The 18,776-nt window shown below is 41.9% G+C and carries 14 protein-coding genes; 12 read left to right on the top strand and 2 right to left on the bottom strand.

Annotated elements, in window-relative coordinates; translation table 11 throughout:
* Positions 1-15: 15 nt before the first annotated feature.
* The 7 genes from fucP to AC1DDK_RS19775 are packed head-to-tail and all read left to right on the top strand — an operon-like array spanning position 16 to position 6,557.
* Complete coding sequence (fucP, locus tag AC1DDK_RS19805) at positions 16-1,266, top strand: L-fucose:H+ symporter permease (protein ID WP_172662085.1); 1,251 nt, start codon at positions 16-18, stop codon at positions 1,264-1,266.
* Between the two features lie 26 nt (positions 1,267-1,292).
* Positions 1,293-1,628 carry an L-rhamnose mutarotase gene (locus AC1DDK_RS19800; RefSeq protein ID WP_048903458.1) on the top strand — a complete coding sequence of 112 codons (336 nt, stop codon included), beginning with the start codon at positions 1,293-1,295 and terminating at the stop codon, positions 1,626-1,628.
* Positions 1,628-3,286: a UxaA family hydrolase gene (locus AC1DDK_RS19795; protein ID WP_337717989.1), complete on the top strand. Its 1,659-nt coding sequence runs from the start codon at positions 1,628-1,630 to the stop codon at positions 3,284-3,286. Before AC1DDK_RS19800 ends, AC1DDK_RS19795 begins: the two co-directional genes overlap by 1 nt.
* Before the next feature lie 10 nt (positions 3,287-3,296).
* Positions 3,297-4,061, top strand: coding sequence for an SDR family NAD(P)-dependent oxidoreductase (locus tag AC1DDK_RS19790; RefSeq protein ID WP_288883122.1), 765 nt, complete (start codon positions 3,297-3,299; stop codon positions 4,059-4,061).
* Positions 4,062-4,089: 28 nt separating this feature from the next.
* Positions 4,090-4,947: a fumarylacetoacetate hydrolase family protein gene (locus tag AC1DDK_RS19785; RefSeq protein ID WP_172662082.1), complete on the top strand. Its 858-nt coding sequence runs from the start codon at positions 4,090-4,092 to the stop codon at positions 4,945-4,947.
* Positions 4,934-5,767: an amidohydrolase family protein gene (locus AC1DDK_RS19780; RefSeq protein WP_337717990.1), complete on the top strand. Its 834-nt coding sequence runs from the start codon at positions 4,934-4,936 to the stop codon at positions 5,765-5,767. The genes AC1DDK_RS19785 and AC1DDK_RS19780 overlap by 14 nt, the downstream gene beginning before the upstream one ends.
* Before the next feature lie 7 nt (positions 5,768-5,774).
* Positions 5,775-6,557 carry an SDR family oxidoreductase gene (locus tag AC1DDK_RS19775; RefSeq protein WP_337717992.1) on the top strand — a complete coding sequence of 261 codons (783 nt, stop codon included), beginning with the start codon at positions 5,775-5,777 and terminating at the stop codon, positions 6,555-6,557.
* Positions 6,558-6,637: 80 nt separating this feature from the next.
* Here the strand turns inward: AC1DDK_RS19775 and AC1DDK_RS19770 are convergent, their stop codons facing one another.
* Positions 6,638-8,425: an aminopeptidase P family protein gene (locus AC1DDK_RS19770; RefSeq protein ID WP_337717994.1), complete on the bottom strand. Its 1,788-nt coding sequence runs from the start codon at positions 8,423-8,425 to the stop codon at positions 6,638-6,640.
* Positions 8,426-8,462: 37 nt separating this feature from the next.
* Positions 8,463-9,410, bottom strand: a complete 948-nt coding sequence (locus AC1DDK_RS19765; protein ID WP_288883128.1) for a helix-turn-helix transcriptional regulator — start codon at positions 9,408-9,410, stop codon at positions 8,463-8,465.
* A gap of 193 nt (positions 9,411-9,603) precedes the next feature.
* Between AC1DDK_RS19765 and AC1DDK_RS19760 the strand changes: the two genes are divergently transcribed.
* From AC1DDK_RS19760 to AC1DDK_RS19740, 5 genes are all read left to right on the top strand, one after another.
* On the top strand, positions 9,604-11,871 hold the full coding sequence (locus AC1DDK_RS19760; RefSeq protein WP_172662077.1) for an ATP-binding cassette domain-containing protein: 2,268 nt from the start codon (positions 9,604-9,606) through the stop codon (positions 11,869-11,871).
* A gap of 13 nt (positions 11,872-11,884) precedes the next feature.
* Positions 11,885-13,231, top strand: a complete 1,347-nt coding sequence (locus AC1DDK_RS19755) for a TolC family protein (protein WP_172662076.1) — start codon at positions 11,885-11,887, stop codon at positions 13,229-13,231.
* A 17-nt stretch (positions 13,232-13,248) separates the two neighbouring features.
* Entirely contained in the window at positions 13,249-14,349 is a 1,101-nt protein-coding gene (locus AC1DDK_RS19750; RefSeq protein ID WP_337717995.1) for an efflux RND transporter periplasmic adaptor subunit, read from the top strand.
* Positions 14,350-14,378: 29 nt separating this feature from the next.
* A complete protein-coding gene (locus tag AC1DDK_RS19745) occupies positions 14,379-17,753 on the top strand; it encodes an efflux RND transporter permease subunit (protein ID WP_337717996.1) in 3,375 nt (1,124 codons plus the stop codon).
* A gap of 667 nt (positions 17,754-18,420) precedes the next feature.
* On the top strand, positions 18,421-18,768 hold the full coding sequence (locus AC1DDK_RS19740; protein WP_337717998.1) for a lipocalin family protein: 348 nt from the start codon (positions 18,421-18,423) through the stop codon (positions 18,766-18,768).
* Positions 18,769-18,776 lie beyond the last annotated feature (8 nt).

Genomic DNA, 18,776 nt, shown 5'->3' with positions numbered 1-18,776 from the left:
AAAAAATTAAACCAGATGACTAAAAACAAATATCTTTTTCCGTTTATTATGATTACCTCCCTGTTTTTTATGTGGGGTTTTGTACATAACCTAGATCCAATACTTATTCCCCATTTAAAAAGGTCTTTTAGTTTAAGTACTTTAGAGGCATCTCTGGTTGATTCTGCAGTGTTCATCGCTTATTTTGTAATGGCACTCCCAGCGGGATTCATTATGAAAAAGTATGGTTATAAAACGGGGATAATTCTGGGGCTTGCATTGTTTGCCATAGGATCGTTTTTATTCATACCGGCTGCAAATACGCAAGCTTATGTATTCTTTTTGGGGGCACTATTTATCATAGCATGCGGACTAACCATCCTGGAAACAGCGGCCAATCCTTATGCATCCTTGCTTGGCCCTCCTGAAACGGCAACTTTTCGACTGAATTTTGCGCAATCATTTAATGGACTTGCAGCAACGGCTGCTCCTATAATCGGTGCTAAAATTATTTTAATAGAAGGGATATCTGATGAGAAGTTAAGTAAAATGACTGCCTCTGCAAGGGAATTTGCTTTGGCATCAGAAGCTTCATCAGTAAAAACACCATACCTGGTGCTGGGGAGCATTATTCTGGTCATAGCAATCATCTTTGTCTTTCTGAAATTACCGGAAATTGTGGAGACAGAAGAACCGGGCGACAAAGCAACTGACCATACCTTATTGGATGCGCTTAAGCATAAACACCTAAGATGGGCTGTTCTTGCACAGTTCTTTTACGTAGGTGCTCAGGTGTGTGTGTTTAGCTTTTTTATTCTGTATGCTACCAAAGCTGCCGAAATAGATCAGCAAAAGGCAGCTGGTTATGCAGGTATAGGCATGGGCCTAGCCTTCCTGATTGGGAGGGTACTTGGTACTTTCCTTATGAAATTTATTAAAGCAGAGCGGTTATTGGCTATTTATGCTGTAGCCAGCATGGTACTTTGCGTTCTCGCAATAGTAACTCATGGCACCATATCATTATTTGTTGTTATCGGAATTGCATTCTTCATGTCCATCATGTTCCCAACTATCTTCTCTCTGGGTATAAAGGATCTTGGAAAAGACACAAAATTTGGAAGCAGTCTGATCATCATGTCCATCGTTGGTGGCGCAATATTGCCTCCGGCAATGGGTTACGTTGCTGATATAGCCGATATTCAGATAGGTTATATCGTGCCATTAATATGCTTCGCCGTTGTATTTCTATTTGGTGTAACCGGGCATAAGGTTGTTAAAAGAACATAGTATTAAAACCTTAGAAAATATATAAAATGAAAAGATATTGTTTAGCGCTTGATCTGGTAAATGATCCTGATCTGATCAAAGAATACGAAGTAATGCATCAGCAGGTATGGCCCGAAATTCAGGAGAGCATCACCTCTGCCGGAATCGATACAATGGAAATTTACAGATATGGCAATAGGCTGTTTATGATTATGGAAGTAAATGGTAAATTTAGCTTTGAAAAGAAGGGAGCCATGGATGCCTCAAATGAAAAGGTACAGGAGTGGGAGAAATTAATGTGGAAATATCAACAGGCAATCCCGGGTGCTAAACCTGGTGAGAAATGGGTGATGATGGATAAAATATTTGAATTAAAAGCATAATGTCAATAATAACTAATAAAAGTTTCCTGCAAATACATCCAGATGATAATGTTCTGGTAGCCTTGCAGGATCTATCAAAAGGACAAAAAATTGAATGGAATAACTTAACATTCGATTTAAAGGATGATGTACACGCCAAGCATAAGTTTTTCATAACGGATAGGGCAATTGGCGAGGATGTTTTAATGTATGGCGTATTGGTTGGCAAAGCAACTGCTTTTATTCCTCAGGGAGGGTTAATGACTACCGAAAATGTTCATCATGCCTCTCAGGATTATGCATACAGAAATGTAAATTACCAATGGCAGGCTCCTGACGTATCAAAGTTTCAAAACAGAACATTCAACGGATATCACCGTCAGGATGGTAAAGTCGGAACAGCAAATTACTGGTTGTTTATTCCTACAGTTTTCTGCGAAAACAGGAATATGGATGTGATAAAAGAATCATTATACAATACCCTGGGTTATAATGTAACCGATAAGTACAAACAGTTTACAGATCAGTTGCTTACTGCTTATCAGGACGGCGAATCAATAGATTCCTTTAATGTAGATAGTCTAGCATCTGCTCAGGCAACTAAAAAAAGAGTATTCAAAAATGTTGATGGTATAAAATTCCTTAATCATCAGGGTGGTTGCGGGGGCACGCGCCAGGATGCAGATCTGTTAAGTAATCTGTTAGCTGCTTACGCGGATCATCCAAACGTAGCAGGGATAACTGTGCTTAGTCTTGGTTGTCAGCACCTGCAAACACAAAGTTTGCTAGACGATATCAAAGAACGCAACCCTACATTCAATAAAAAGGTTTTGATTTTTGAACAGCAGCAAAGCCAGAGCGAAGAGCAATTGATAAAGGATGCCATTCTTAAAACGTTTGAAGGTTTAACTGAAATCAATAAAATAGAAAGAAGCCCTGCGCCGCTTAGTAAGCTGTGTGTTGGGGTTAAATGTGGTGGTAGCGATGGGTTCAGTGGTATTTCTGCTAACCCTTCAGTGGGCTATACCTCTGATCTTTTGGTTGCACTTGGAGCCAAGGTACTGTTGGCAGAATTTCCGGAACTATGCGGTGCAGAACAAAATATAATCGACAGGTGTGTAGATAAACCAACGGCCGAAAAATTTATCAGGTTAATGCAGGAGTATGATGCCCAGGCCCATGCAGTAGGTTCCGGATTTCATATGAACCCATCACCCGGGAATATTAAGGATGGTTTAATTACCGATGCCATCAAAAGTACCGGAGCGGCTAAAAAAGCAGGTACTTCTCCTGTAGTTGACGTTTTGGATTATACTGAGCCGGTAACCAAACCAGGATTAAGCCTGGTATGTACTCCTGGAAATGATGTCGAGGCGACAACGGGAAAAGCGGCTAGTGGTGCTACATTGATCTTGTTTACCACAGGTTTAGGTACGCCAACAGGAAATCCTGTTTGTCCGGTAATTAAAATAGCAACAAACACAGCCCTGACCAGCAGAATGGGCGACATCATTGATATAGACACTGGCGCAATCATTCGTGGCGAAAAAACCATTGAGGAAATGGGCGAAGAGATTCTTGAATATTGCATCAAAGCTGCAAGTGGCGAAATCACACCTAAAGCAGTATTGTTAAATCAGGATGACTTCATCCCATGGAAAAGAGGCGTTTCATTATAATAAGGTAAGCATGTTCAGTTTAAAAGGAAAATCAGCAATTATTACAGGCGGAGGAAGCGGAATCGGCAGGGCAATATCTGTTCTTTTTGCAAAACAAGGGGCTTTGGTTCATATCATAGAACTCAACTCAGAAGCGGCCTCAAATACAATAGATGAGATCACTAAAGCAGGCGGAAACGCAATAGGCTACAGCTGTGATGTAAGTAACCAGGCTCAGGTAATCGATATCTTTAACAAAATTGGAAATATAGATATCCTGATCAATAACGCTGGTATTGCCCATGTAGGAAAACTGGAGACCACCAGTGAAGATGATTTCACTAAGATCTTTAATGTAAATGTTAAAGGGGCTTATAATTGCTTATATGCGGCAATCCCGGCATTGAAAAAAAGCAGTTCAGCAGTAATCCTTAATATGGCTTCTATCGCTGCGTTGGTTGGCATTACCGACAGGTTTGCTTATTCTATGAGTAAAGGCGCAATTTATGCCATGACGCTCTCTGTCGCGCGCGATTATATGGCCGATGGCATCAGATGTAACAGCATTTCACCTGCACGGGTACATACGCCTTTTGTGGATGGCTTTATTGCCAAAAACTATGCAGGTCAAGAAGAAGCAGTTTTTGAAAAGCTATCTAAAAGTCAGCCAATAGGCCGCATGGGTAAACCAGAGGAAGTAGCTTCTCTGGCATTATACTTATGCTCAGACGAAGCTGGTTTTGTAACTGGAAACGACTATCCTTTAGATGGAGGATTTGTTAAATTAAATAACTAATTTGAGTTTTTAAAATAAATAGATATCAATGAAATTAATCAGATGGGGAGCAGCCGATCAGGAAAAAACCGGCGTTATTATAAACGATATTTGGTATGATACCTCGGCCTTTGGCGAGGACTATAATGAAAAATTTTTTAATGATAACGGATTAGCCAGACTGGATGCATTTGTTAAAGCAAATGAGGGTAAATTGGCCACAATTCCGGCAGGCACACGTTTAGGTTCACCAGTAGCGCGTCCTTCAAAAATAGTTTGTATAGGATTAAACTATGCCGACCATGCAAAGGAAACCAACGCACCAATACCACCTGAACCTGTTATTTTTATGAAGTCATCTACTGCTATGGTAGGGCCTTTTGATGATATTGTGATCCCTAAAAATTCTGTAAAAACAGATTGGGAAGTTGAGCTGGCAGTGGTAATCGGAAAAAAAGCATCTTACGTTGATGAGGCTGATGCCCTTGATTATGTTGCAGGTTACGTTTTACATAACGATGTATCAGAGCGTGAGTTCCAGATCGAAAGAAACGGAACCTGGGACAAAGGAAAAGGTTGCGATACTTTTGCACCTTTAGGTCCATTCCTTGCCACACAGGATGAAATTGCTGACGTCGATAACCTTAGACTTTGGCTTAGCGTAAACGGTAAAATAATGCAGGATGGAAATACTTCCAACTTTATATTTAACGTGCCTTTTGTAATTTCATATGTTAGTCAGTTCATGACTTTGTTACCTGGTGATGTAATTTCTACCGGAACACCGGCAGGTGTTGGATTAGGGTTTAATCCTCCTGTTTATCTTAAAGAAGGTGATGTTGTAGAACTTGGCATAGATGGCCTTGGCAGCTCAAAACAACAGGTTAAAAATTATGTTAAGAATTGATTCTCATCAGCATTTCTGGAAATATAATGCAGTAAGGGATAGCTGGATAACAGATGATATGGCGGTGCTGCAGGATGATTTTCTTCCAATGCATCTACAACCCGTTCTTGAGCACTTTAATTTCGATGGCTGCGTGGTGGTCCAGGCAGATCAGTCTGCTGCAGAGAATGCCTTTCAACTGCAAAATGCCAAAGATCACTCTTTTATTAAGGGCGTAGTCGGCTGGGTCGATCTGAGGGCTGCAAACATCAGTGAGCAGCTTGCCGATTTAAGCGAGCACCCTCAAATGAAGGGATTCAGGCATATTTTGCAAGGCGAAACAGACCGTGCCCTAATGCTAAAACCTGATTTTGTTAACGGAATAAGCAAGTTAAAAGATTACGGATTTACGTATGATATATTGGTTTTTCCGGATCAGTTAAAGTATGCAGCCGAACTGGTAGCTAAATTTCCGGATCAGCCTTTTGTACTGGATCATATTGCTAAACCGGATGTTAAAAATAAAAACATCGATGATTGGGCGCTTGACATACAAAAGCTGGCAGCTCATGAAAATGTATACTGTAAAGTATCCGGTCTGGTAACTGAGGCAGATTGGAAATACTGGAAAAAAGAAGACTTTACCCCATATCTTGATGTGGTTTTTGAAGCCTTTGGAACAAACAGGTTGATGTACGGGTCCGACTGGCCGGTGAGCCTGGTTGCAGCGGCTTACGGGCAGGTAGTAGATCTGGCTAAAGGCTATGTTTCCAAACTCTCAGAAAACGAACAAGCATTATTTTGGGGAGGTAATGCAACTAAATTTTACAATTTGAAATAAGCAATCTATGGATCTGCAATTAAAAGATAAAGTAATTATCGTAACAGGTGGTGCTAAAGGCATTGGCGAGGGCATTGTAAGGGTATTGGCCAAAGAAGGAGCCATTCCTGTTATCATTGGAAGAAACGAAGCCGATAATTTGAAAGTGGCCGATGATATAGCCGCAAACGGGGATAAAGTATTTCAGGTCGTTGCTGAACTAACTAATCCGGAAGATAATGCGAAGGCTATAGCCCAGGTGTTGGAAAAGTTCGGTAGAATAGATGGATTGGTGAACAATGCGGGCGTAAATGATGGGGTTAGCTTAACCAGCGGCAGCTACGAAAAGTTTATAGAGAGCTTACATAAAAATATCGTGCATTATTATTTAATGGCACATCATGCCTTACCATCACTCATCAAATCAAAAGGTGCTATTGTTAACATAGGCTCAAAAGTTGCTGATACTGGCCAGGGTGGTACATCCGCCTATGCTGCAGCCAATGGGGGCAGAAATGCGCTTACAAGAGAGTGGGCGGTTGAATTATTGCCGCATGGCATCCGTGTAAATTCTGTGATCGTATCAGAGTGTTATACGCCTTTGTATCAAACATGGATCAGCTCAATCCCTAATTCTGAAGAAAAACTGGCTTCTATTAAAGCTAAAATCCCATTGGGAAACAGAATGACAACTGCCGAAGAAATAGCCAACGCTACCGTGTTTTTGCTGTCAGAAGCCTCGAGCCATACTACAGGGCAACTGGTATATGTTGACGGCGGATATGTTCATTTAGACCGTTCCGTTAGCTAAAGAGAAAAAGAGAATGTGTTTCTCCTCCTGGAACACATTCTCTTTTTTTACCTCTCCTCTCCAATATTTTTTCCTGAAATTTAGCTGAGAATACTAAATTCCCTTGTCTCTTCCTTCAGCCAGGCCACCTCATCTTCATTCAAAAACGGACTAAGTTTCTCAAAAACCAGCGCATTATAACCATTAAGCCAGTCAATCTGATTTTGTTCCAGTAAATCCTTTTTAACAATCTTAGTGCTTATCGGCGCAATAGTTAAACACTCAAAAGCATAAAATTCATTAAACTCATTGCTTACATCCTTAATGGTGTTTACCAGGTTTTCAATTCTGATACCATGTTTCCCCGGACGGTAAATCCCAGGCTCAACAGAAGTGATCATTCCAAGTTCAATAGCAACGGGCGTTGCAGTTGGGTTAAATACCTGGGGGCCTTCATGTACATTTAAAAAATAACCAACACCATGTCCGGTTCCATGCCCATAGTTAAGCGCATAATCCCATAATGGTTTGCGCGTTATTGCATCAATCTGATAGCCACAAGTACCTTTTGGAAAGCGCGATTTACATCCGTCAATCATTCCTTTTAATACCAGCGTATAATCCATTTGTTCTTCTTCCGTATTGTTTCCCATTGGGATGGTACGGGTAATATCCGTTGTTCCATAAAAATACTGGCCACCAGAATCTACCAGGAACAACCCTTCGGCCTTTACTTCCGAATTGCTCTGCTCAGATGCTCCATAATGAGGCAGGGCTCCATGTGCTTTATAAGCACTAATCGTATTAAAACTATCCCCAACAAATCCTTCCTGGGCTGCTCTGAACTTACGCAATTCAGCAGCTGCAGAAAGTTCAGTAATTAAAGTCTTTCCAATGTTTTCCGAAAGCCATTTCAGGAAACGGGTAATCGCAACACCATCTTTAACCATTGCATTACGCGTATTGGCCAGTTCTGTTTCGTTTTTAATGGCTTTAAGCTGGGTAGATGGGTTGGTGTCTTTTATAACCCTAACCGTTTTTGGAATCAACTTTGAATACGCAAAACAGTTGCGTTTCGGATCAATGAATATGGAGCTGTTCTCCGGAATCCTTTTTAACGCATCCTCTATTTCTTCGTAATCAAATACCTCTACACCCTCTTTTAACAACTGAGCCTTATCATCAGCAGTTAATTTATCAGGGTTGATGAATATTTTAGCATGATCCTGGTTAATTAATGCAAAACTTAAAACCACGGGGTTGTAGCTCACATCGTTGCCGCGGATATTAAACAACCAGGCCATATCATCTAACGACGAAATTAAATGATAAGCCGCACCTTGTTTACTTAGTGCCGAACGAACTTCCGCAAGCTTACTGCTTACCGATTGTCCGATATGCTTTTCCGCTATCAAAAATGCGCTTTGATTTGGCAGCTCAGGTCTGTTTTCCCAAATAGCGCTTAAATAATCTTTATTGGCCAAACTGATGTTCTTAACCGAAAACTGTTGTGTAAACAGGTCTCCTAAAAGCAGCGATAGCAATTTCTCATTGCTGGCAACTACAGCGCCATTGTCCAGCTTTTCAATAAGCCATTGAATGTATTCAGGAGCATGTTGAACTTTTTGTTTCACCAGCTCAAAACCACTGTTTTCCAATTGTTCAGCAGCCTGCTCAAAATAACGGAAGTCGGCCCATAAACCAGCAAAATCTGCTGTTATTACCAATGTGCCCGCCGATCCGGTAAAACCGGAAGTAAAAGGAATGCATTTATAATGGTCTGGCAGGTATTCGCTAATGTGTGGATCTGCAGATGGAATAATATAAGCCTGTACATTGTCGGCTTGCATTTGTTTACGTATCGCGCTCAGTTTTTCCGGATAAGTCATATCTAGCTTTTTTATGTTATCCGACAAATCTATGGAATTATCTTTTTAACTCACCGGGTGAATATCCAAAATGCTTTTTAAAAGCTTTAGAGAAGTTATAAGGTTCATTATACCCTATGGTATAAGCAGCTTCATATACGGTACAGTTCGAATCTAACAGCATCTGCCGGGCGTAATTCATTTTCAGTTCATTTAAATACCCGAATACAGTTAATCCGAACAGCTCTTTAAAGCCTTTCTTAAGCATAAACTCATTTAGTCCCGCCTCACGTGCAATTCCGTTTAAGGTTAATGGATCAAACATCCTTTGCTGTACAAACTGTTTTGCAGCATGCAGCTTATCTACATTATGGCGTTCTATTTTAATGGGTTTCTGCCCATCTAAACTGTCAGCCTGTTCGGCCTGGAGCAGAAAAAGCTCAATAATTTTAGATTCAAAAAACAGCTGTTTCATATGTCCTGAATAAACACATTGCTGCATTTCATTAATCAGCAGTTGCTGTTTAGAGGTTACCGGCAGGGCATGTTTCGAGATTTCCGCCATTTTCCCGGCATCCACCTTGTCCCAGAACCGCTTTAAACAATCCATATCGGTTGCAAACAGCCTGCGAAAGAAAGGCTCATACAGCGAAATACCAAAGCTCTTGATCTCCGGACTGCTCAATGCATAATACCCATCAAAACTTGGCATAAATGAAATCACATGCTCATTGTCATTCAGCACATACCTGTCTTTGCTTTGCGCCTCCCATGCCGCACTTTGCCCTTGTAACGAAAAATACATGTTTAGGGTAGGCGTTTCCGTTTGTTCGCGCATGGTAATTTCATGCTCCTGTTTGCAGCTCGCGGCAAAAATATCTGCGCCATCAATTTTTATTTCACTGATGTTCATATAGCCCGATGCACCTAATTCGTCAGTATAGTGCAACTCGCAGGTTTCTGAGAGATCTGAAAGAAGGGGTGCTTTTAATTCATTGTCGTTCATAGGGTTAGGAGATGATGTTAAAGGCGCTTCACTAGAACGAATTTAGTCAAATTTTACTTTTTAAAAGAAGGAGTCAGGAAATTATTCCTTTTCGCATGGTTTATTCTCCTTCCAGAAGGGGTAGGTAAACGCATTTCAGAGCAATTTTGATAAACCAAATAATTAACCCGTTTACCTATAATTCGAAATCCCGATGAAGCAAGAATTTATAGAGATCAAAGGTGCCCGCGAGAATAACCTCAAAAATATTTCGCTGCGGATTCCAAAAAGAAAAATTACGGTATTTACCGGAGTATCAGGCTCGGGCAAGTCCTCTATTGTTTTTGATACCATCGGGGCGGAGGCCCAAAGACAGCTCAACGAAACCTTCTCCACTTTTATACGAAACCGCTTACCAAAACATAGCCAGCCTGATGCCGACGCCATAAGTAACCTTTCTACCGCAATTGTGATCGATCAAAAACGTTTAGGAGGTAATTCCAGATCTACAGTAGGTACCATAACAGATATTTATTCCATACTGCGTCTCCTGTTTTCACGAGTGGGCAAGCCTTTTATCGGCTATTCCAACGCGTTTTCCTTTAACGATCCTGCCGGAATGTGCCCCGAATGCAATGGCCTAGGAGAAACGGTAAAACTGAACCTGGATAAATTGCTCGATAAATCTAAATCACTTAACGAGGGCGCAATCCTATTCCCTATGTTCTCGGTAGGCAGCTGGTATTTTAACACTTATGCCTATTCCGGATTTTTTGATAACGATAAGAAGCTTCAAGATTATACCCAGGAGGAGTGGCAAACCCTGCTACATGGGAAAAGCAAGAAATTTCAGGTTAAAAAAGACAATGTGCCACTCAATGTCAATTTTGAAGGACTGGTCGATAAGTTTAACCGCATGTACATCAAGCGCGATACCAGTATCCTGTCCGAATCCATGCGGAGCACCCTTGAACGGTTTATCCTTTTTGCACCTTGCCCCTTATGTAAAGGAACACGGTTAAGTCAGGCCGCATTAAGCTGCAGAATAAACGGATATAACATCGCTCAGCTCACCAATCTTGAGGTCGATGAGCTCATTAAGATCATTGCCAAAATAGATGATCCCATAGCTGAAACCATGACTTCCGCATTAATAATGCGTTTACAACATTTAATAGATATCGGTCTGGAGTACCTGAGCCTTGACCGCGAGACAGCCAGCCTTTCAGGCGGAGAATCTCAGCGCATTAAAATGGTGAGGCACCTTGGCAGCAGCCTTACCGATATGATCTATATTTTCGATGAGCCGAGTGTAGGACTGCATCAGCATGATGTGCACCGTTTAAATGAGCTCTTATTGCAGCTTCGCGATAAAGGCAATACCATTCTTGTGGTAGAGCATGACCCTGAAGTGATCCGGATTGCCGACCATGTGGTAGATGTCGGCCCTCATGCAGGAACCCATGGAGGCGAAATCGTGTACCATGGAACAGTAGAGGGGTTGTTGAAATCAGACACCTTAACGGGTAACTGCATGAACCGGCAGCACTATGCAAAATCCTCCTATCGCAGTGCCAAAGGAGCCCTTACCGTTCATAACGCAAAACTGCATAACCTTAAAAATTTAACTGTAGCCATCCCAACGGGGGTTTTTACGGTGGTAACCGGGGTAGCCGGATCTGGTAAAAGCTCACTCATTAACCATGAGTTTATAAAGCAATATCCCGAAGCAATCATTATTGATCAGACTGCTGTGAGTACCTCAATTCGATCTAATCCTGCTACTTATACTGGCATTATGGACGAGATCCGCAGGCTCTTTGCCCAGCAAAATGGAGTAAGCGCTTCCCTGTTTAGTTTCAACTCAAAAGGAGCCTGCCCCAATTGTCAGGGCCTGGGGTTTATCTATACAGACCTTGCTTTTCTGGAGCCGGTAAAAACCGAATGCGAAATATGCAATGGCAAGCGCTTTAAAGAAGAAGTACTGGCCTATAGATTAAATGGCAAATCGATTAGCGAGGTGCTGGCCATGACTGTACAGGAAGCGGTAGATTTTTTTGATAAGAAGGAACTGAAACGCAAAATAGAAGCCATACTGGATGTAGGGCTCGATTATTTAACCCTCGGGCAGCCACTTAGTACACTATCCGGTGGCGAGTGCCAGCGCATTAAACTAGCCAGTAACCTGCACAAAAGAGGAAGCATTTATGTACTGGATGAGCCAACCACCGGATTACACATGTCCGATGTAGAACATTTGCTGCAAATCATGAATCACCTGGTTGATATCGGGAATTCCGTAATCGTAATTGAACATAATCTGGACGTGATCAAAAATGCCGACTGGATCATTGATATGGGGCCGGAAGGTGGCAGAAAAGGAGGAGAGGTTATTTTTACAGGAACCCCTGCCGAATTAATGGAATACCCCGGCTCATTAACCGGGCATTACCTCAATAAAGAAAAGCAATTAATCCTATAAGCGATAAATACCTATGAAAACCAAAATCTATCTCATAATACTACTCCTCTTTTTTGCCGGCGGAATGGTTCAGGCTCAGGTAACTGATTCCCTGAATTATAAGTTCAGCCTAAAAGAGGCCATAGATTATGCGCTAAACCACCAATCGGCCGTGCTAAACGCACAGATTGATGAAGAAATAGCTAAAAATGATGTTAAAAAAACGGTGGGTACCGGCTTGCCGCAGGTCTCCACTACTTTTAACTTTCAGGATTACCTTAAAGTGCCAACAAGCTTGCTTCCGGGCGAGTTCTTTGGTCAGCCCGGCACACAAATTCCGGTTAAGTTCGGTGTAAAGTATAATTCTTCGGCAGGAATAGAGCTGAATCAGCTCCTTTTCGATGGAACTTATATTGTAGGCCTGCAGGCTTCAAAAACCTATAAGGAGCTGTCTGTCAGAACCAGCACAAGAACTAAAATTGAAACGGTAGTTGCCGTTACAAAAGCCTACTATTCGGTATTGGTCAATAAGGAACAGTTAACCCTTATCGATGCCAATTTGGTACAGCTCACCAAATCCTTTAACGATACCGAGGCGATGTTTAAAAACGGTTTTGCAGAAAAAATTGATGCCGACCGGCTGTTGGTGTTAAAGAATAACCTCGAAACGGAACGCGAAAATGCTACCCGCTCACTATCTATCAATATCGATCTGCTTAAGTTTCAGATGGGAATGCCGGTAACGGCTGCACTTGAGCCTGTCGACAAGATCAGTGACGTGCGCGCGCAACCCGTTTCGACTGCAGTGGCCGATACCTCTGCCTACAAGGCAAGAATTGAGTATTCCCTTTTAGAAACGCAGAAAAAGTTAAACCTGCTTGATGTGAAAAGGTACAAAAGTACTTTCCTGCCTACGCTAAAAGGTTTTGCAAGTGCTACCAAAAGTTTTCAGTCCGATAACTTCTCAAATCTGTACGACCAGAACTACCCTACATCGGTAATTGGTCTTACCCTTTCATGGAACCTGATCAACGGAGGTCAGCGGATTTATCAGTTGCGTAACGCCAAGCTTGTGGTAAAGCAAACCGAAAATCAGATGCAGGACCTCAAAAATGGAATCGTGAATGAAATCTCCACCACTCAAAAGCTGTACGCCAATAGCCAGCGCTCATTGGAAAATCAGGAAAGGAATTTAAAGCTTGCCGAAGAGATCCTCAGGGTTACCCGAATCAAATATGAACAGGGAATAGGTTCCAGCCTGGAAGTTACCACTGCCGAGACCTCTCAAAAGGAAGCGCAAAACAACTACATCACTGCTTTATATAACCTGCTCATCAATAAAGTGGATCTGGATAAAGCCACAGGAAAAATTAACTATTAAACAAGCAACATAAACTCATGAAAACAATATATAGCATCGCATTAGTTCTCTTTCTGGCTTCCTGCGGATCATCAGAAAAACCTAAGGACAAAAAAGCAGAGCTTGAACAACTCAAAAAAGACCGTACCTCTCTTAACGGAAAAATTGAACAGATCGAGAAAGAACTTGGTCAGAATAAAAGTCAGGCAGATACTAAAGATGTAACTGCTACTGAACTTAAGGAAACCGAATTCAGGAACTTCGTTGAGGTTCAGGGCAAGGTGGATGCGGAAGACAATGTGGAGGTCACTCCCGAATCCCCTGGTTCAGTAACTGCAATTTATGTTAAAGTCGGACAAAGCGTGAGCCGCGGTCAGGTACTCGCACAGATTGATGATAAAGTGCTACGCCAAAATATCGCACAATTACAAACACAGCTGGATCTGGCCACTACCGTTTTCAACCGTCAGAAAAACCTTTGGGATCAAAAAATTGGTACCGAGGTTCAATACCTTACCGAAAAAAGCAAGAAAGAGGGCCTCCAAAAACAATTGTCGGGCTTGCAATCTCAGGCCGCAATGAATAAGATCAAAAGTCCTGTTTCGGGTACTGTTGATGCCATGGAGCTTAAGTTAGGGCAATCCGTCGCGCCGGGAACACCTACAGGCATTCGGGTGGTTAATGCAAGCCGACTAAAAGTGAAAGCCCTTGTTTCAGAAAACTATGCCGCCAGGGTAAACCAGGGAGATGAGGTTGAGGTATCTTTGCCCGATGTGCCAGAGAACCTGCATACTAAAATCTCATTTGCCGCCAAAGTTATTGATCCGATATCAAGAGGCTTTAATGTAGAGGTTAAGCTGCCTTCCAGTAAAAAGTACCGTCCAAATATGCTGGCCATTCTTAAAATTATAGATTATAAAAATGATAGGGCACTAACGGTACCGGTCAATGCCATCCAAAAGTCCGAAGCTGGTGAATATGTTTTTGTAGCTATAAACGGCAAAGCCAAAAAAACAGATATCAAAACAGGAAAAATATCCAATAGCCAGGCAGAGGTCTTAACCGGATTAAAATCCGGCGATAAAGTGATTACCACAGGATTCCAGGATCTGAACGATGGCGATTCCGTAAAACTATAAATAAAGATTCATGATAATCTTACGATCATATGAAAGACGTCAATAAAGAATTCGGTCCATCCAGTTGGGCTATAGATAACCGCACAGCGATATATGTGTTTACATGTATCCTGATTCTGGCGGGGTATTTTTCCTACAACAGTTTGCCAAAAGAGAATTTTCCGGAAGTTGTAATTCCTAAAATATTCGTGCAAACCATATATCCGGGAACTTCACCTGCAAATATGGAGAACCTGATTACAAAGCAGCTCGAAAAGGAAATAAGGGGTACGCTTGGGTTAAAAAAGATCACCTCCAACTCCTTTCAGGATTTCTCATTTATTACCGCAGAATTTAATACCGGGGTCGATATCAAAGATGCAAAACAGCGGGTTAAGGATGCCGTTGATAAAGCAAAAACTGACCTGCCTTCAGATTTACCCGATGATCCGGTAATTATGGATATCAACCTCTCAGACCTCCCCATTATGTACATCAACATTTCCGGAGATTATGACCTGAAAAAACTAAAAGAGTATGCCGATGATATTGAAGATAGGGTAGAGGGACTGAAAGAAATCGCCGGGGTAGATATTGTGGGTGCCCTTGAGCCAGAGATCCAGATCAATGTAGATCTCCGTAAAATGGAGTCGGCGCAAATCTCATTTGACGATATCGGAAATTCAGTAAAGGCCGAAAACCTGACCATATCAGGAGGTTCAGTGAAAATGGATGGCATGCAGCGTACCTTAAATGTGAAAAAGGAGTTCGTAAATGCCGAGGAATTAGGCAATATGATTGTCAAGTCACAGGCAGGAGGCTCGGTTTACTTAAAGGATATTGCCGAAGTAAAAGATTCATTTAAAGAGCAAAACAGCTATGCACGCTTATACGGAAAAAATGTAATTACGCTAAATGTACGCAAGCGCAGTGGCGAAAACCTGATTGAGGCGTCTGACAAGATCAATGCCATGCTAAAGGAAATGAAGGGCACTTTACTGCCTTCTAAACTGGATATTACCATTACCGGTGATCAATCTGATCAGACCAGGATTACCCTGCATGACCTGATCAATACCATCATCATCGGTTTTATCTTAGTTACCCTGATCCTGATGTTCTTTATGGGCGTCACAAATGCGCTGTTTGTTGCCCTGTCCGTCCCGTTGTCCATGTTCATTGCCTTTCTCTCCATGCCCGTTCTCGGGGGGGTGTTCGATTTTAATTTCACCATGAACATGATGGTGCTGTTCTCCTTCCTGCTCGGACTGGGTATTGTGGTGGATGATGCCATTGTGGTGGTAGAGAATACACACCGGATTTTTGATAACGGAAGGGTTCCTATTGTGCAGGCTGCTAAAACGGCCACTGGCGAGGTTTTTATGCCCGTGTTATCCGGAACTTTAACTACCCTTGCACCGTTCTTCCCGTTGCTATTCTGGCCCGGAATCATTGGTGAGTTCATGTATTTCCTCCCGGTTACGCTTATTGTAACGCTTTCTGCCTCATTGGTGGTGGCATACATTATTAACCCGGTTTTTGCAGTCGACTTTATGAAACCGCATGATGATCATAAAGATCAGAAACCAAGGTTTGACAGAAAAGTAAAACGGACACTGCTTGTATTTGCAGGCATGGCCTTATTGGGCTACCTCATCAATATCGGATTCGGTAACTTTATCATATTGCTTGCCTTGTTATACCTGCTAAACCACTTCTTCTTAACAGGGGTGATCAAGAAATTCCAGACGGTAGTGTGGCCAAAAGCAATAAATAAATATCATAGTTTACTTACCTGGGCACTTAAACGTCCGCGTACCATGATCTGGAGTACAGTGGGCTTGTTTTTCTTTACCATGATTCTGGTAAACATTGTGCCGCCAAGGGTAGTGTTTTTCCCTACTGCCGACCCGAACTTTGTGTATGTCTATATTGAATTGCCGGTGGGTACAGATCAGGCCTATACCAACAAAATAGTCGAAAAGGTTGAGCAGCGGGTAGAAAAGGTAGTTGGCCAAAAGAATCCCGATGTATCTTCAATAATCTCCAATGTCACTGTAGGGGTAACCGACCCGCAAGGCGAAGACCAGGGCGAGTATACCAACAAGGGGAAGGTTACAGTAGCCTTTGTGGCCTATGGCAAAAGAACAGGAGAGCGCACCGTAAATTACCTCGGCAAGATCCGTGAAGCGGTAAAAGGGATTCCTGGAGCACAAATTTCGGTAGCCCAGGAACAAGGGGGGCCACCAACGGCCAAACCAATCAGTATAGAAATTACGGGCGATAACCTGGATTCCATTGCGGTGACTTCCGATCGCTTAAAAAAATACCTGGATAGCAGGCAAATTGCCGGGGTAGAAGAGCTTAAATCTGATTTTCAAAATAACAAGCCCGAAATTATTTTTGATATCGATCGGGAACGGGCCAATCGCGAAGGGATCTCAACCGGTCAGGTTGGCATGGCATTGCGTACGGCACTTTATGGTAAGGAAGTTTCTAAATACAGGGACATTAATGAAGACTATGAGATCAATGTTCGGGCAAGAGAAGATCAAAGGAACAACCTGGAAGCCTTACGAAACATGAAAGTGACCTACCGTGATATGGCAATGAACGGTGTTATTAGGCAAGTGCCTATATCATCTTTCGCAAATATAGATTATATCAATACTTATGGTGGTATCAAACGCAAGCAGCAAAAAAGAATCATAATTCTTTCCTCAAATGTGCTTTCAGAATACAATGCGAACGAGGTTGTGGCAAATATTCAGCGGGAGATAAATGAATTTAAAGCACCTGCCGGAATTGAAATAAAAATGGCCGGTGAGCAGGAAGAGCAAATGGAAACAGCTGCGTTTTTAGGCACAGCCTTAGTCAGCGCTTTGTTTATTATCCTCATTATCCTGGTACTGCAGTTTAATTCCATTAGTAAGCCGGTTGTTATTTTAAGTGAGATCCTGTTTAGCATTATTGGGGTATTACTGGGCGTTACCATCTTCGGAATGGAGTTGTCTATTGTAATGACGGGACTGGGAATTGTCGCCCTGGCGGGAATTGTAGTCCGGAATGGGATCCTGCTGGTCGAATTTGCCGACCTGATGGTTAGTCAGGGCATGGAAGTAAGAGAGGCCGTTATCGAAGCAGGCCGTACCCGGATGACCCCGGTATTACTTACCGCTACCGCAACTATGCTTGGCCTCATTCCGCTGGCAGTAGGTTTGAACCTTGACTTCGTGACTTTATTTACTGAGTTTAACCCACACCTTTATTTTGGAGGTGATAACGTAGCGTTCTGGGGCCCACTATCATGGACCATTATCTTCGGTTTGAGTTTTGCCACTTTCTTAACCCTGGTATTGGTTCCATGTATGTACTTGGTCGCCGATAGAAATTCTAAGAAAATAAAGCAATGGTTTAAAAAGTAACATTCGTTCTTCTTAAAGCGGCCGCCATAAGGCGGTCGCTCTTTGCCGCAGTCTCCTGCTAAAGCAGATGCCATCATCTCCGACGATAGGAGAAATCCCGTGATTATCCTCTCTCCATTCTAAGTTCCCAAGAAAGATTATTAACCCAGTGTCCTGTGAACCCCATGCCTATTGTCCTAAAACGGGGAATAAAGGAGAAAAAGTTGCCTCAGTATTAACCTTGTTTTTCGTTAAATGATCAGAAATGAGGTCATATTTAACAATGGCCGATTTTTTGCCTTTTTATTTGTAATAAGTTTGTGAAGTAATTTTTAATAATCGATTTTACATACCTTTGCGGGATTTTATTAAAAAGCTAAATTAATTTCTCTAATACATGAGCTATCAGGATTATAAGTGCAGGAAGTGCAATACAGATTTTCATTATCAGGTTCCACGCGGATTTGTGTTAAAACATTTGCTGGGATTTCTTCCTATACGAATTTACTGGTGCCCAAAATGTACTACAAACCGATATGTGTGGGTAGGCGATAAAGTTGAGGCTAAATAGCAGCCACTTAAAAATACCTATTTATGGGTATTGCTTGCTTAAGCGTTTTCCTTTTCCTTTGAGTAAATCTTCTGAATTTTCGATTCAGTTAAGATACCTGGATTTAATTAGATTATTATGAGAAGTCAAGTTGTAGGCAAATGGGTTGTCGCAAATGCGGTCGAAATAGACTATGTTGATGGGGCAGAAGTATTCAGAGCAGATATGTTTGCGTTGTCTGGTGCTTATCTTGAATTTAAAGAAGGAGAAAAAGGAAGCATATATGATGGCGAGGGCGATGTTGATGCTTTTACTTATACCGCCACAAAAGAAAATCTGGTCTTAAATTATATCGAGGGCGATGATGTCACTGTTTATCATATAAAGGAATTAACCGGTTCCACGCTTTCCGTATATGAAGAGCATATTGAAACCCAGAAAGGGATCGTACATAAAGAAGTCGTCGAAATTAACCTAATGAAATAGTTTTCCTA

The organism is Pedobacter sp. 05T44, assembly GCF_056395985.1.
This window is presented reverse-complemented; position numbering and strand designations above follow the sequence as displayed.

What these genes read in the sequence shown, in the direction of transcription:
- AC1DDK_RS19750 (WP_337717995.1), top strand. Translation starts at nt 13,249, where the DNA reads ATGAAAACAATATATAGCATCGCATTAGTTCTCTTTCTGGCTTCCTGC.
- AC1DDK_RS19795 (WP_337717989.1), top strand. Translation starts at nt 1,628, where the DNA reads ATGTCAATAATAACTAATAAAAGTTTCCTGCAAATACATCCAGATGAT.
- AC1DDK_RS19790 (WP_288883122.1), top strand. Translation starts at nt 3,297, where the DNA reads ATGTTCAGTTTAAAAGGAAAATCAGCAATTATTACAGGCGGAGGAAGC.
- AC1DDK_RS19775 (WP_337717992.1), top strand. Translation starts at nt 5,775, where the DNA reads ATGGATCTGCAATTAAAAGATAAAGTAATTATCGTAACAGGTGGTGCT.
- AC1DDK_RS19765 (WP_288883128.1), bottom strand. Translation starts at nt 9,410, where the DNA reads ATGAACGACAATGAATTAAAAGCACCCCTTCTTTCAGATCTCTCAGAA.
- AC1DDK_RS19770 (WP_337717994.1), bottom strand. Translation starts at nt 8,425, where the DNA reads ATGACTTATCCGGAAAAACTGAGCGCGATACGTAAACAAATGCAAGCC.
- AC1DDK_RS19740 (WP_337717998.1), top strand. Translation starts at nt 18,421, where the DNA reads ATGAGAAGTCAAGTTGTAGGCAAATGGGTTGTCGCAAATGCGGTCGAA.
- AC1DDK_RS19755 (WP_172662076.1), top strand. Translation starts at nt 11,885, where the DNA reads ATGAAAACCAAAATCTATCTCATAATACTACTCCTCTTTTTTGCCGGC.
- AC1DDK_RS19785 (WP_172662082.1), top strand. Translation starts at nt 4,090, where the DNA reads ATGAAATTAATCAGATGGGGAGCAGCCGATCAGGAAAAAACCGGCGTT.
- fucP (WP_172662085.1), top strand. Translation starts at nt 16, where the DNA reads ATGACTAAAAACAAATATCTTTTTCCGTTTATTATGATTACCTCCCTG.
- AC1DDK_RS19745 (WP_337717996.1), top strand. Translation starts at nt 14,379, where the DNA reads ATGAAAGACGTCAATAAAGAATTCGGTCCATCCAGTTGGGCTATAGAT.
- AC1DDK_RS19780 (WP_337717990.1), top strand. Translation starts at nt 4,934, where the DNA reads ATGTTAAGAATTGATTCTCATCAGCATTTCTGGAAATATAATGCAGTA.
- AC1DDK_RS19800 (WP_048903458.1), top strand. Translation starts at nt 1,293, where the DNA reads ATGAAAAGATATTGTTTAGCGCTTGATCTGGTAAATGATCCTGATCTG.
- AC1DDK_RS19760 (WP_172662077.1), top strand. Translation starts at nt 9,604, where the DNA reads ATGAAGCAAGAATTTATAGAGATCAAAGGTGCCCGCGAGAATAACCTC.